Consider the following 12,665-nt stretch of genomic DNA (forward strand, 5'->3'; position numbering starts at 1 on the left):
CGCGCGGCGCTCGACCTCGTGTTCTCCGACCACTTCAGCCCGAACGAGCCCGGCGTGTTCGCCCCGCTGCGAGACGCGCTGCTCGCGCACGGGGACTACTACATGCACCTCGCGGATCTGCGGTCCTATCTCGAGGCGGACGCGCGACTCGTCGCGCTGTACGCGGATCCGCAGGCGTGGAGTGGCAAGGCGATCCAGAACGTGGCCGCCTCTGGCAAGTTCTCGAGCGATCGCACCATCGCCGAGTACGCGAAGGAAATCTGGAATGTCAGGGCCTGCCCGGTCTCATAGCGCGACGGAGGTCTTTCTGATCCGCCACGGCGAAACGCAATGGAGCCTCTCCGGCCAGCACACGGGAGTCACCGACATCCCGTTGACGGAGAAGGGTCGCAGAGCAGCGAAGCAGCTCGAGCCATTGCTCGCGGGACTGAACTTCAGCCTGGTGCTGGCGAGCCCGCTGCAGCGCGCGCAGGAGACGTGCGAGCTGGCCGGTCTCGGGGATCGCGTGAAGGCCGATCCGGACCTGATGGAGTGGCGCTACGGCGAGTACGAGGGGCTGACGCCCGAGCAGATCCAGCGCCGGGCCCCAGGCTGGATGATCTTCGCCGACGGGTGCCCCGGCGGCGAGAGCCCGGGCGAAGTCGGGGCCCGCGTCGATCGGCTGATCGGCAAGGTCCGCGCAGTCGCAGGGCGTGTCGCGCTATTCGGGCACGGCCATGTCTTCCGGGTCTTCGCGGCGCGCTGGATCGGGCTGGCACCGACCGAGGGAGGTCACTTCCTCCTCGACACTTCGACGCTGAACGTCCTCGGTTACTACCGAGGCATTCCCGCAGTGAAGATCTGGAACGCCCCGTTGAACGCGAGGTCGATGCCGTGACGAAGTCCGAGCTGGAAGGAACGGCCGCCGCTCTGGTGGCGCGCGGCAAGGGGTTGCTCGCCGCTGACGAGACCGTGCCCACGCTGACCAAGCGCTTCGACGCGCTGAAGATCGAGTCCACTCCAGAGAGCCGGCGAGACTACCGTCAGATGCTGCTCACAACGCCCGGAGCCAGTGAGTTCATCAGCGGCGTGATCCTGCATGACGAGACGATCCGCCAGCAGGCCTCCGGGGGGTTGCGGCTCGCCTCCGAGTGCAGCCACCTCGGCATGCTTCCCGGCATCAAGGTCGACCGGGGCGCGAAGCCGCTGGCCGGGTTCGAGGGCGAGCACGTGACTGAAGGCCTCGACGGGCTGCGCGAGCGGCTCGCGGAGTACCGGGAGCTGGGGGCGCGCTTCGCCAAGTGGCGCGCGGTGTTCGACGTGAGCGACGTGCTTCCGAGCTCGGGGTGCGTGGCCGCCAACGCCCACGCCCTGGGGCGCTACGCGGCCCTCTGCCAGGAGCAGGGTCTCGTGCCCATCGTCGAGCCCGAGCTGCTGATGAATGGGACACACTCGATCGAGCGCTGCGAAGAGGCGACGGGCCGAGTGCTGCACGCCGTTTTCGCCGCGCTCTTCGAGCAGGAGGTCCGGCTCGAGGGCATGCTGCTCAAGCCGAACATGGCGGTCGCCGGTGCGGCCTGTCCCAGACAGGCCTCCGTCGAGCAGGTGGCGGAGGTAACGCTGCGCTGCCTGCGGCGCCACGTGCCGCCGGCCGTCCCGGGCGTCGTCTTCCTGTCCGGCGGCCAGAACGATGTGCTCGCCACTCGGCACCTCGACGCAATCAACCGCGCCGAGGGGCCGAAGCCCTGGGCGCTGACCTTTTCGTACGGGCGCGCGCTTCAGGATGCGGCGCTCGCGACGTGGCTCGGCAAGCCCGAGAAAGTCGCCGCGGCGCAGCGGGTGTTCTGCCACCGCGCGCGTTGCAACAGCCTCGCCGCGCGCGGGGCGTACACGGATGCCGAGGAGAGGCAGTCACACGGCGTGAGGGCACCGGACCACCTCGCGGGCTGGCACGACGACTAGCATGTCGCCTGCCGATCCGCCGCTGCGATAGACTGCCCGGTGAGATGAACCCGAGCGCGAGGGCGTTTTTGCTCTGTGCGATGTTCGTGCTTGCCTCGTGCAAGACCACGGACAAGCTCGAGGAGAAGGTCCTCGCGGCGTCGCCGGCCCCCGACACCGGCTACCTCGAGCATCCCGAGAAGATGTCGCCGCACCCGGAGCGGGATCCTTTCGACCGCGTCTGGCTCTCGCCGACCTTCGATTGGAGTCACTATCACAAGCTGTACGTCGCCGCGGTCGACACCCGCCACGTGCTCGAGATGACCCTCTGGCAGCGGCTGAACGTGCGCACGATCGACGTGAAGAAAGACATCGCGGAGCTCGCGATCGAGTTCCACGACGACATCGCAAAGGCGTTCCGCGACGACCCGAAGCACCACTTCCAAGTGCTCGAGGACGCCTCCGGCGTCGACGCGGAGACCCTCGTGGTCGAGACGGCGCTCGTCGAGCTGGTGCCGAACAAAGCCGGACTCGGAATCCTCGCCACCGCTGCCTGGGCTGCGCCACTCGAGATCGGAATTCCGGCCGCGACGCTCGCGGCATTCACGGACCAGGGGTCTGTCGCGTTCGAGATGCGCGGTCGCGACGGCGGCACGGGCGAGGTCGTCGCGATGGGCGCGGATCGCGAGATCGGCCCGATGCGCGTCGTCGACGTGCGTTCGATGACATGGTACGGGAACGTCCACGAGATCTTCGTCCAATGGTCCGAGGAGCTCGTCGAGCTGTCGAATACGCCGAGCGACGTGCAGGTGAAGCACTCGCCCTATTTCACTCTGCTGCCGTGGTGAGCGCGCGGAAGGAGGCCTGAGCCATGAACGACTCTTACTTTTCCGCTGTCGCGGTCCTCGCGGGATCCGCAGTCGGTGCGTTTTCGTCCGTCGCGACGACCTGGCTCACTCTGAGCGTGCAGAGCCGTACAGAGCGCTACACGCGGGAGATCGCCCGGAAGGAGCACATCTCCGGGCAGTTCATCGACGAAGCCTCGAGGCTCTTCACCGATGCCCTGACTCACAAGCTCGACGACGTCTCGAAGCTCGTGAATGCCTACGCGCTGGTCAGCAAGCTGAGACTCTTCGCGTCCCCGCTCGTGCTCTCCACTGCAGTGGAGGTCATCGAGCGGATCATCGAGCTCTATGAGGGCCCGGACAAGAACATCCATGAGGTGCTGGCGCGTGGACGAATCGCGCAGCTCGACATCCTTCGCCGTTTCAGCGAGGCCTGCCGCAAGGATCTGGGGGTCTAGCAGGACTCGCTCCGGCAGATTCGTGCGACCGCGGCCCATCGTCCTTGTGCCATTCTGGCTTGCGCTCGCGAGGCCCGTGTCGGGGCTATGCTTCGCCGCGATGGGCAGAGGCGCTCGGGCGAGCCGCCTGCAGTGGACGATGCGGGCCTGCGGCTCGACCCTCGCATGGCCCGTACCCTTGCTCGGGCTCGGACTCCTGGCCTGCGCCCACACCAGTGACACCGTCTCTCCCTACCGAGACGACCCTATCGCGGCGCAGCAGCTCGCCGATCGCGCCGGCTCCTTGTGCATCCAGCGAACGGGTCAGAGCCCCCCAAAGCCTTTCGTGACCGACGGCTGTTCCGCGTTCGCCGACGGCGATTGGGCGGAGTGCTGCGTACAGCACGATGTGGAGTACTGGTGCGGCGGCAGCTCGGAGGAGCGGGAGAGAGCGGATGAGCGGCTGGAGCAGTGCGTGGCCCAGCTCGGGCATGCCTGGCTCTCGCGCTGGATGTACTTGGGCGTGCGAGTGGGTGGGCCGGGCCTGATGCCGCTGCCCTGGCGCTGGGGCTTTGGCTGGGAGTTCCCCGACGACGGCGACCCGAGCCGGCGCTCGCGATGACGGGGTCGCGACTAGCTCTGGCCGCTGCCGCTGCGCTCCTGACGGTGGGCTGCGCGGTGGCGATCCGGTGGCTGACCCCGGAGACCCCGACCCCCGCCGACGCGGCGCTCCTGCTCGACGAGGCGTCGACCGAGTCTCTGTACAAGCGAATGCGACAGCTAGGAGTGCCGGAGATCCCGCCGCCCCAGCATCTGCGACCGTGTTGCGATTTCGGCTACAAGCTGAAGCTGCGTTACGCGTTCCTACCGATCCTCGGCTACACCATCACCAACTTGAAGACCGTCGACGAGATCGGACCCCACGACTACGACAGCGGCGTGGTCAACCTGGGAAGCCAGGGCGAGCTCGTGAGCGAGGAGAACAACGGTCTCGTCTACACCTGCAGCGGTGGGTTCATCGACACCGCGCACGTGCGCGACTATGCGGACTGGACGACCTACCTCGGCTCCAGGTTGTTCGAGCAGCTCGCGTCGGGCGCGACGATCCAGCTCTCGAACGAGGCGGGCAAGCGCCGCGTTGTGCTCCAGAGGATCGATCCCGAGTTCCTCCGCACGCACGATCCGCTGGCGCTCACGGCCGCGCTCGCGCAATGGCTCGCGGTTCAGCTCGGCCTGTGGCACGAGATCGCCACCTGGTACGGCTGGGAGTACTTCCCTGGCTTCTCCGAGAAGGCCTCCGCGTTCTCTCCGGAGGACCTCTACTCGAACGCCCTCGGCTCCAAGATCGCGGTCGCCACGGCCTTCGCGGGCGGGGTTCGCTCCGAAGTCATCTACGAGCGGAGCGCGGACGCGTGGTTCAGGGCGGTGCTCGCCGCCCTGAGACCGATCTCCAAGGAGACGGCGATCGAGGCGATGCAGAACCTGGACGGAGTCTGGTGGCAGTCCAGCGTGCGACTTCCCGACCCGAGCGTTCTGCTGCGCCGCGCCATCTCGAGCGGCGACACGTTCACCCCGTGGGTCGTCCCCCGGTCGCTGGCATCGGATGACCTGCGCGAAGCGCTGCTACGCGAGTGTGGCAACTGGCCGAGCCCGCTGCCGCTGACGACGAACTCGAGCTTCGACGGCACGCCGCTCCGGACGTTGGCGAGGCTCGAGATCGAGGTCGACCCCGAGCTCGCGAAACAGCCTCCCTTCGATTCGATGCATCGCGCGGTGACTCAGGACGACTACCCCGCCATCGTGGCGGTGGTGAGAGAACAGAATCTACGCGAGTTCGGCCCTGGTGCCGATCGTCCGGAGTGAGGTTCGTGCGCAGCCGCGTCTCCGAGGGGCGCGAGCTCAGAGCGTTCCCACAGGTGAGGTGAGCGCGGCTACTTCTGTTGGATCGAGCGGAGGTACGCGATCAGCAGGATCGACTCCTGGCGGATCGAGGCCTGCTTTCCCGTGGTTTCTCCGACCATCGATCCGAAGCGCTGACCCCAGATCGGCATCTCCCTGGTCCCGTGTCCGGGGAACGGCTCTCTCCCGTCGATCCAGTCGGCGAGCTTGGTCTCCGGGAACGTTCCACCGTGGCGCTTCGCGATTTGCGTCAAGTCCGGCGGCGGCGTCTTCAGATACGTTGCGAACTCACCGCCGCCCTTTCCGTCGACCCCATGACAGCTCGCGCAGTACTGCTCGAAGACCTTGCGGCCGACGTCAGCCACGGTGGTCTCCTTCTCCTGACCGCCAACCTCTGCAGCGAAGGCCAGTGTCCCGATCGCCAAAGCAACTGTAAGGCCCCCAGACTTCCTCATGTCTGCTCCTTCTTGCCGCGCTGGTCCACGCTCGCAACCAGCGCGGAAGGCTCGTTGTTCGGACTCTTCGATCGCTTCGGCCCATTCTTTTCCGGCGTGCGCAGAGTGCAAGAGAAAAGGAAGCGTCCCGACAAGATCGGGAGCGGCGGCTCATGAGCGTGAGACATCCAGTCACTATTTGTGCCAATAGGAACCAACGACCCCGGGGTCCACACTCAGTGGAGGTGGGGCCTGACTCGAGCTGGACGCGGCGTCACCGGGCGGTCCGCTCCGGCCGGAGCGCGTCGGGCCCGAGCCGCTCGATCGCGAGGCGGCGGACGGCCTCGAGCACGACCGGAAAGTCCTCCTGCGTGATCCGGGTCGACCCCGCCCGCGGGAACGGAAACGGATCGGGCACGTGGACGTCGATCTCGAGCGTGGCCATGTCTTTGAATTCGTGCCCGCCGATCGCATGGCCGCGCCGAAGCGCCAGTGGGCGCTCACCGCCGCCGCAATGCCGGTCGACCCACGCTTGAATCGCGGGCGACGCATAGGCGCGCGAGACGGTCCATGGCGTCAGCTCCGCCCCGGCCTCCGTACTGCGGCGGAGCACGAGCAGTGGATCGGGCAGGCGGGCGCGTGAGTCCCACCAGACGCCGTCGACGAGCGCCATGGCCTCCGCTCCCGCGTCAGCGCTCACGGGTTGGAGATACCCGAGCGTGGTTCGGAGCCACTTGTTCATGTGCAGATCGTACAGGACGTCCGTCTCGACCTCGCCCGCGTTCACGAGAAGCCCACCCGCGATCTTGGTGCCCAGCAGGTTCGAGTAGAGGTCCTCCGGGGAGAATGCGGAGACATACTCTGGATAGAGCTCCATCGCCGACCACCCGTAGGTGGTTGCAATCTCGTGCCAGATCGACAGCTCGAAGGCCAGCCACTCGCCGACGCTGACTGCTACCCGTCGGAGGCCATAGCGCTCGACGAGGTCCGGCGGCAGCGGGCGCAGACGGAGGCGACGCGCGCCGCCCTCGCTCGGTAACTCGATCGTCGCGCCGGTGAGCGAGGCACGGGCGATGGCGGCGGACAAGAACAGCGTCCAGTCCGCGTTGTCGCGCACATGGGCAATGTCGATGAAGCCGCCGCGGCAGGTGTAGAGGAGCGCGTTGTTCTCCTCCAAGAAGGCGTTCTTACTCGACGTTCCCGAGGTCGAGAGTGGCTCTGCGTCGTACGTGTGCGGACCCACCTGGTCGAGGCCGATGATGTTGCTCAGGCTGAAGAACGGCACCGGGATCGGGCCGATGCTCGCGCCGAGCTTCGCGCCGAACGCGCAACACGGCCGAAGTCCCACCCGCAGGGGAATCGCGGGGACGTCGGCCGGCATGAGCGGCCGCTCGGTGGCGGAGGGCTCGTCGAGCACGCGCGCCACGTCCTCGAGCGTCACGTTGCGCTGTGCCCGCCAGGTCGGCGCAAGGATGCAGCCGGCAAGCGTGGTCAGCGCGAAGAGCGCGCACGAACGAACGCGCATCGGTCCGATCATGTCATTGCTCGCACTCCTGGATAGTCGGGAAAAGGACCGCCCTCAGAACTCCTCTGCCACGTACTTGTATGGGTAGTCCGGCTCGCGGTAGCCGTGCGGCTTCTGCCGCGCCGGCAGCTTCACCTTTTCGCGCGGCACCTTCTTGTACGGAATTCTGCTCAGCAGGTGAGTGATGAGATTGAGGCGGGCGCGCTTCTTGTCGTCCGACTTCACCACGTACCAGGGCGCCCAGGACGTATCGCTGGCGGTGAACATCTCATCGCGCGCGCGCGAGTAGTCGTACCAGCGACTGTACGACTGGAGATCCATCGGCGAGAGCTTCCAGATCTTCCGGCCGTCGTCGATCCGGGCCTCGAGTCGGCGGGTCTGCTCCTCCATGCTCACCTCGAGCCAGTACTTGAGCAGGATGACGCCGGACTCGACCACGAGCCGTTCGAAGGCCGGAATCATTTCGAGGAAGCGCTTCACCTCCGCCTCCTCGCAGAATCCCATGACGCGCTCGACGCCCGCGCGGTTGTACCAGCTGCGGTCCCAGATCACGACCTCACCGGCGGCCGGCAGGTGGGGCAGGTAGCGCTGGGCGTACATCTGAGTCTTCTCGCGCTCGGTCGGCGCGGGCAGCGCAATCACGCGAAATACTCGCGGACTGACTCGCTCGGTGATCGCCTTGATCGTCCCGCCCTTGCCGGCGCCGTCCCGGCCCTCGAACACGATGCAGATCTTCAGACCCTTCGCCTTGACCCACTCCTGCAGCTTGACCAGCTCGACGTGGAGCTTCTCCAGCTCCCGCTCGTACTCCTTCCCGGAAAGCTTGCCATTCTGCTTGTGCTTCACTGCCCTGTTCGCATGGGCCATCACGATCTCCTCCAATTTTCGAAGTCATTGTCCCCGGGGCGCAGCGACACACGATGGGCGCCCGTGGTTCCCGAAGTATGCACGTCGGCCGACCTGGCAGTGAACGGGCCAGTGCCACGGCCGGACGACGACGGGCTGGGTTGGCCATTCGCGCGAGGCGCTGAATGAGTGTGATGTGCAGACCGTGACTCGCGTAGAGCGCGAGACAGAACCGCGGGAGTGATGTTGCCCGTCGCGGGGGGCGAGATTCGGGGCGGGCGGCGCGGTCCTCCGAGACACTGAGCCAGACCCAGACCGGCGCGGCCAGCAGGATCAGGATCAGCGCCCACATGCCGGCTTCGGGACCCGCGCCGTAGATGGTCGAGATCGAGAACACGAACGCGACCAGCGACACGGGCATGAAGGGCCCCATGCGCAGCGCGCGCGAGATCGGCTTGCGCTGCACGAACAGAATCGCCTCGACCACCGAACAGAACGCGCAGGGGATCATCGCCGCGTCGGTCGAGAGGTTCACGACCAGGTCATAGAAGGCGACGAAGGCCTTCGCGCCCGAGGCCGAGAACAGCATCAGCTACCGCGCCACGGAAGAAATCGGACAGGCCCCACGGGGGGTCGGGCAGAGCGGGCGCGCAGTATGGCGCAGGGCGGGGCGGTCGTCACGCCACCGTGCTCAGTCACTCGACCCAGGCGAACCCGGAGACGATCGAGGAGGTGCGCCGCATCCTCTACGAGCACGCCGGCATCCACTGACTCCCATACCGGGAGCGTCAGATCAGTTCCGGTCGTGACTCGTCACTGGTTAAGGTCGCTTGTCGGCTTGTTGCTGACTTGGCAGCGAGGCAGCGCTGCCCACCGGCACCGCGGCTTCGCGCATGGCGCGCAACGTAGCTCCGAGCTCCTCCACGCGTTCGACGTCCCGCAGCGTCACCAACTGCTCGATGTCTCGCGGGAAGAGGAGGTCGAACGACCACTTGATCGCCACTCTCACCTTCTTCGAGGTCTCCGGCAGCTTGCTCAGGTAGACCCCGCGCCACAGCCACCAAGCGACGAAGCCAGAGAACTGCATCCCCAGGATCTGCGCGACCCCCGTGCGATGACCGATCGACGCCAACTGCCCGATCGTCGCGAACGTGAAGGGCTTCTGCGCGCCGGCCCGGACGACAGCTTCGATGTTCTTTGCCGCTGTGAGCGCTTCCCGCATACCGTGCTGGGCCGTCGGCGGATGGACGCCCCCGCGGCCATCCGGCACCGCGGCACAGTCCCCCACGGCCCACACGACGCCTTCGTGTCCGGTCACTTCGAGACACTCGTTCACCTTGATCCGCCCTTTGATCTTGTCCACCGGGAGCGGGCCCAGTGCGGCGGCCGGCATGACGCCGGCCGTCCAGATCAACGACATCGCGCCAATCGGGTCCCCCGGCGCGACCTTCACCGTCTCGTCTTCGTAGCCGGTGACCTGTGTCTCGAGCCGCAGCTCCAGGCCGCGCCGCTGCAACTTCTCCTGGGCGTAGCGGCCCAGGCGCTCGCCCAGTTCGGGCAGCACGACCTTGCCCGGATGGATCAGCACCACCCGCAGCATGGACTGGTCGAGCTCCGGGTAGTACCGGAGCGTCTCGCGGAGGAAGTCGTTGATCGCACCGACCGTCTCGACGCCTGCGAAACCGCCGCCGGCCACCACGAAGGTCATCAATCGCCGCCGCCGGCTTTCGTCCGTCTCCTGTGCCGCCTCCTCCAGGAGCGCGACCATGCGGTTCCGCAGCAGCGCTGCATCGCCGAGTGTCTTCATCGTCACGGCCGCCGCTTCGAGCTGTTTCATCCCGAAGTAGTTCGTCTCCGACCCCATCGCCAGCAGCAGGTGGTCGTAGGTCAGCTCACGCGGCTGTCGCAGTACTCCCACCGCGTAACGCACCACTCGCGCCTGCAGATCGAGGTCTGTGACTTCTCCCTGGATCACCCGAACCCGTCGCAGCATCTTTCGCAGCGGAATGACGATGTCCGCCGGGTCGAGATCGCCCGCCGCTACCTCGTGGAGCATGGGGGTGAACAGCACGTAGTTCTCCCGGCTGATCAGCACCACCTCCAGGTCTCCCTGACGCGCCAACGTCCGCTGAAGCCGCCGCGCCGCATGGAGTCCCGCGAAGCCGCCACCGAGAATCACCACGCGTCGCCGGCTCTCCGGTCGTGACGCGACGGCGTTGCCGACAACCGGCTCGCTGCCGATCATCGCGCCACTCCGATACCACCCCGGTGCGATGACCGATCGACGCCGACTGCCCGATCGTCGAGAGCCCGGAAGGCTATCCGAGGGGCGTCATTTGCTGTTCGCGTCATGTCCGATGTCCCGTCGCAATTGTGGCGCCGACCGGACCATGCGCAGCGCGAGCGAGCCATCTTCGCGGCGCGCGGCGGGCGCGAGTCCGAGCACGTCGACGGCGAAGCGCTCCCACTTCGCGAGGTCGCTCACTTCGAGACCCAGATACCCGAGCTGTCGAACGGAGGTCAAACCTGCACCGATGGCCGGTCGGTCGCGTTCCACGGCACTCCTCCCGTGATCCAGTGAGTGAGCTGCTCTGTCTGGTCGTTGCGGTGCAGGTGTCGGGGCGGTTGCGCAAAGGTCTCGTACGGGCGACAGCGCAGCACGACGCGCCGCTCTTTCTCAGCCATCGCCTGGACGGCCGGGCGAGCTTGCTCCGGTAGCGGCTGGCCCGACATACGGCCCCCGACGGCCATCATGACGTCGACCACCAACGCGGTGTCCGTATCGAGTCGAGCGTCGCAGTAGACCTGCAGGTAGGCGAAGGGCCAGCGCTCGTCGAGGATGCAGAGACTGACCTTTCCGTCGCGCGCGACCGCCTTGGCCTTTGCGCGGCCTCCCATCGTGGAGACCAAGAGCTCGTCGCCATCGGTCGGCACGTAGTAGACGACCGACATGGCCGGCCCATCGGAGCGCCGTGCGTAACCGAAGATGCAGGTGCGGTGGGTGCGGACGAACTCGCGGCGCTCGGACGGGAGCATGTCGCGGTCGGTCGGAGCGCTGAAGGGCGCAGGGGATAGCGGGAGGATCTGCATGTTCGGTTCTCCGGAAGCTTTAGTATCGATCGATAATAGTCTATGCTCGGGTCATGCGCCAAGTAAGCAAGCGCCGTCCGCGCGTACGTCGCTCCCGGGACGACAACCGCGAGCGCCTGCTGGACGCCGCCCTGGTGGAGTTCGGGGCGAAGGGGTTCGACGGTGCGTCGACCCGCGTCATCGCCGAACGCGCCGACGCCCACCAGCCGCAGATCCACTACCACTTCGACTCGAAAGAGGCGCTCTGGAAGGCCGCCGTGGATCATCTCTTCGCGGAGCTCGGCCGAGCCATGACCGGGCTCGACGTCGGGGCCGGACGAGCCAGCGCACCCGACTCACTGGCGGATGGCTTCGCCGAGATGATCCGCCGCTTCGTGCGCTTCGCTGCTGCGCACCCCGAGCTGAACCAGATCATGGTGCACGAGGCGACCGCCAACAGCCCACGGCTGCGCTGGCTGACCGAGCGCCACGTGCGCCCGCTCTACGATGCGGTTCGCGTGCTCTGGCGCCGCCTGTGCGAGGCGGGCATCGCGGCGCCCATCGACGACGCAGTGTTTCACTACGTGCTGGTGGGCGCCGCCTCGCTGCCCTACGTGAATGCTCCCGAGGCCCGCCTGCTGACGGGAGCCGAGCCGACCGACGCCGCCTGGGTGGAGAAGCATGCGGAGGGGCTGGTGGCGACGTTTCTGCCGAATCGGAGCAAACGTCTCCCGCGACCAGTGACTCCAAGAACACGAAGGAATGCGCAATGACGCGCCGCTTTTCGCCCGAGGATCTGTTCACCAATCCCAAGTCCTACGTCGACGCAGACGCCTGGAGTTGCGCACGTTCTTCGAGCAGCTGCTTCCCAGGCTCGAGCTCCTGGAGCAGAGCGGGCCGAGTGAGTACAGATCCGCTACCGGCTGCGCTGACTGGGATTGCCAGTATCCGGGCCCCAGCGAGCCCAGTCACTCCGGCTGCTGCTCGGCGCAGGGCATCACGGGCCGTGCCTAGTACACGCGCTGATCGTCCCGCTCTACGACGACCTTCCCCGCATAGCGCCAGGAGACGAAGCGGGCGTAGCCGGCCGTGAGCGCCAACGCGACCGGCCACCAGATCGACGCGAGCCAGAGCGCGGTGGGCGTGGAGGCAACGTTGTAGGCAGTGAGCGAGTTCTCGGGCGCGAGCGTCGAGTGCAGCATCACCGGGAAGATTGCAGCCGCGCCGGTGGCCAGTATCCCGATCAGCAGAAGGTTGGACGCCGCGAAGGCGCGCCGCTCGCGGCCTCTCGCGAGCCCGGACGCCAGCGCGAGCGCCGAGACGACAACGACGAGGGTTCCGATCCAACAGAAGGGATTGCCGATCGCGCGCCCGGGCACGTCGGGCCGCACGAGCCACGACTCGACCGTGATGGCGAGAAAAAAGGGTGTCGCGACCGCCCAGAGGAGCTTTGCAAGCGCGCGGCTGCGGTCGTGAACCTGACCTTCGGTCTTCCAGACGAGATAGGTGGCCCCATGAGCGGCCAACAGGATCACCGCGAAGACCGCAACCGACACGGTGTACCAGTCGAGCAGCCCGACCTGACCCGTCACGCGGAAGTCTGTGAAGAAGGCCATCGAGAACTGACCCTGGGCATCGAGCGGAACGCCGCGCGCAACGTTGCCCGCCGCCGCCCCGAACAGAATGGCCA

At 67.0% G+C, this 12,665-nt stretch carries 16 protein-coding genes; 9 read left to right on the top strand and 7 right to left on the bottom strand.

Features of this window, described 5'->3' with window-relative positions:
• From VMR86_10990 to VMR86_11020, 7 genes are all read left to right on the top strand, one after another.
• The coding region (locus tag VMR86_10990) for a glycogen/starch/alpha-glucan phosphorylase (GenBank protein ID HTO07563.1) at positions 1–291 on the top strand (291 nt) is incomplete at its 5' end.
• Positions 266–877 (top strand): histidine phosphatase family protein, encoded by a 612-nt coding sequence (locus tag VMR86_10995; GenBank protein ID HTO07564.1) that lies wholly within the window; start codon positions 266–268, stop codon positions 875–877. The genes VMR86_10990 and VMR86_10995, both read left to right, overlap by 26 nt.
• The gene (locus tag VMR86_11000) at positions 874–1,941 is read left to right on the top strand and encodes a class I fructose-bisphosphate aldolase (GenBank protein ID HTO07565.1); all 1,068 of its coding nucleotides are present in this window, start codon (positions 874–876) and stop codon (positions 1,939–1,941) included. Before VMR86_10995 ends, VMR86_11000 begins: the two co-directional genes overlap by 4 nt.
• A gap of 80 nt (positions 1,942–2,021) precedes the next feature.
• Entirely contained in the window at positions 2,022–2,768 is a 747-nt protein-coding gene (locus VMR86_11005) for a DUF3313 family protein (protein ID HTO07566.1), read from the top strand.
• 23 nt (positions 2,769–2,791) lie between these two features.
• The gene (locus tag VMR86_11010; protein ID HTO07567.1) at positions 2,792–3,223 is read left to right on the top strand and encodes a hypothetical protein; all 432 of its coding nucleotides are present in this window, start codon (positions 2,792–2,794) and stop codon (positions 3,221–3,223) included.
• Positions 3,224–3,677: 454 nt separating this feature from the next.
• Entirely contained in the window at positions 3,678–3,824 is a 147-nt protein-coding gene (locus tag VMR86_11015; GenBank protein HTO07568.1) for a hypothetical protein, read from the top strand.
• Between the two features lie 44 nt (positions 3,825–3,868).
• A complete protein-coding gene (locus VMR86_11020; GenBank protein HTO07569.1) occupies positions 3,869–5,065 on the top strand; it encodes a DUF4056 domain-containing protein in 1,197 nt (398 codons plus the stop codon).
• Positions 5,066–5,133: 68 nt separating this feature from the next.
• Here the strand turns inward: VMR86_11020 and VMR86_11025 are convergent, their stop codons facing one another.
• The 3 genes from VMR86_11025 to ppk2 all read right to left on the bottom strand — a co-directional run bounded on the left by VMR86_11025 (position 5,134) and on the right by ppk2 (position 7,927).
• Positions 5,134–5,556: a c-type cytochrome gene (locus VMR86_11025; GenBank protein ID HTO07570.1), complete on the bottom strand. Its 423-nt coding sequence runs from the start codon at positions 5,554–5,556 to the stop codon at positions 5,134–5,136.
• Between the two features lie 253 nt (positions 5,557–5,809).
• Positions 5,810–7,072, bottom strand: coding sequence for a DUF4056 domain-containing protein (locus tag VMR86_11030; protein HTO07571.1), 1,263 nt, complete (start codon positions 7,070–7,072; stop codon positions 5,810–5,812).
• A 42-nt stretch (positions 7,073–7,114) separates the two neighbouring features.
• Positions 7,115–7,927, bottom strand: a complete 813-nt coding sequence (gene ppk2 / locus VMR86_11035) for a polyphosphate kinase 2 (protein ID HTO07572.1) — start codon at positions 7,925–7,927, stop codon at positions 7,115–7,117.
• Between the two features lie 356 nt (positions 7,928–8,283).
• Here ppk2 and VMR86_11040 point away from each other — a divergent pair, with 356 nt between their 5' ends.
• Positions 8,284–8,454, top strand: coding sequence for a hypothetical protein (locus VMR86_11040; protein ID HTO07573.1), 171 nt, complete (start codon positions 8,284–8,286; stop codon positions 8,452–8,454).
• A gap of 272 nt (positions 8,455–8,726) precedes the next feature.
• Here VMR86_11040 and VMR86_11045 read toward each other — a convergent pair whose 3' ends face one another.
• The 3 genes from VMR86_11045 to VMR86_11055 all read right to left on the bottom strand — a co-directional run bounded on the left by VMR86_11045 (position 8,727) and on the right by VMR86_11055 (position 10,996).
• Entirely contained in the window at positions 8,727–10,151 is a 1,425-nt protein-coding gene (locus tag VMR86_11045; GenBank protein HTO07574.1) for an NAD(P)/FAD-dependent oxidoreductase, read from the bottom strand.
• 87 nt (positions 10,152–10,238) lie between these two features.
• On the bottom strand, positions 10,239–10,391 hold the full coding sequence (locus tag VMR86_11050; GenBank protein ID HTO07575.1) for a hypothetical protein: 153 nt from the start codon (positions 10,389–10,391) through the stop codon (positions 10,239–10,241).
• A 35-nt stretch (positions 10,392–10,426) separates the two neighbouring features.
• Positions 10,427–10,996 (bottom strand): pyridoxamine 5'-phosphate oxidase family protein, encoded by a 570-nt coding sequence (locus tag VMR86_11055; protein ID HTO07576.1) that lies wholly within the window; start codon positions 10,994–10,996, stop codon positions 10,427–10,429.
• Between the two features lie 53 nt (positions 10,997–11,049).
• On the opposite strand from VMR86_11055, the gene VMR86_11060 reads away from it, so the two are divergent.
• Entirely contained in the window at positions 11,050–11,748 is a 699-nt protein-coding gene (locus VMR86_11060) for a TetR/AcrR family transcriptional regulator (GenBank protein ID HTO07577.1), read from the top strand.
• A gap of 237 nt (positions 11,749–11,985) precedes the next feature.
• On the opposite strand, the gene VMR86_11065 is transcribed toward VMR86_11060, so the two are convergent.
• Positions 11,986–12,665: cytochrome d ubiquinol oxidase subunit II (locus VMR86_11065; protein ID HTO07578.1), on the bottom strand; the 680-nt coding region annotated here is incomplete at its 5' end.

The organism is Myxococcota bacterium (genome assembly GCA_035498015.1).
In the GTDB taxonomy this organism is placed as follows: Bacteria; Myxococcota_A; UBA9160; order SZUA-336; family SZUA-336; genus VGRW01.

What these genes read in the sequence shown, in the direction of transcription:
- VMR86_10995 (HTO07564.1), top strand. Translation starts at nt 266, where the DNA reads ATGTCAGGGCCTGCCCGGTCTCATAGCGCGACGGAGGTCTTTCTGATC.
- VMR86_11005 (HTO07566.1), top strand. Translation starts at nt 2,022, where the DNA reads ATGTTCGTGCTTGCCTCGTGCAAGACCACGGACAAGCTCGAGGAGAAG.
- VMR86_11010 (HTO07567.1), top strand. Translation starts at nt 2,792, where the DNA reads ATGAACGACTCTTACTTTTCCGCTGTCGCGGTCCTCGCGGGATCCGCA.
- VMR86_11025 (HTO07570.1), bottom strand. Translation starts at nt 5,556, where the DNA reads ATGAGGAAGTCTGGGGGCCTTACAGTTGCTTTGGCGATCGGGACACTG.
- VMR86_11030 (HTO07571.1), bottom strand. Translation starts at nt 7,072, where the DNA reads ATGATCGGACCGATGCGCGTTCGTTCGTGCGCGCTCTTCGCGCTGACC.
- ppk2 (HTO07572.1), bottom strand. Translation starts at nt 7,927, where the DNA reads ATGGCCCATGCGAACAGGGCAGTGAAGCACAAGCAGAATGGCAAGCTT.
- VMR86_11040 (HTO07573.1), top strand. Translation starts at nt 8,284, where the DNA reads ATGGTCGAGATCGAGAACACGAACGCGACCAGCGACACGGGCATGAAG.
- VMR86_11045 (HTO07574.1), bottom strand. Translation starts at nt 10,151, where the DNA reads ATGATCGGCAGCGAGCCGGTTGTCGGCAACGCCGTCGCGTCACGACCG.
- VMR86_11055 (HTO07576.1), bottom strand. Translation starts at nt 10,996, where the DNA reads ATGCAGATCCTCCCGCTATCCCCTGCGCCCTTCAGCGCTCCGACCGAC.
- VMR86_11060 (HTO07577.1), top strand. Translation starts at nt 11,050, where the DNA reads ATGCGCCAAGTAAGCAAGCGCCGTCCGCGCGTACGTCGCTCCCGGGAC.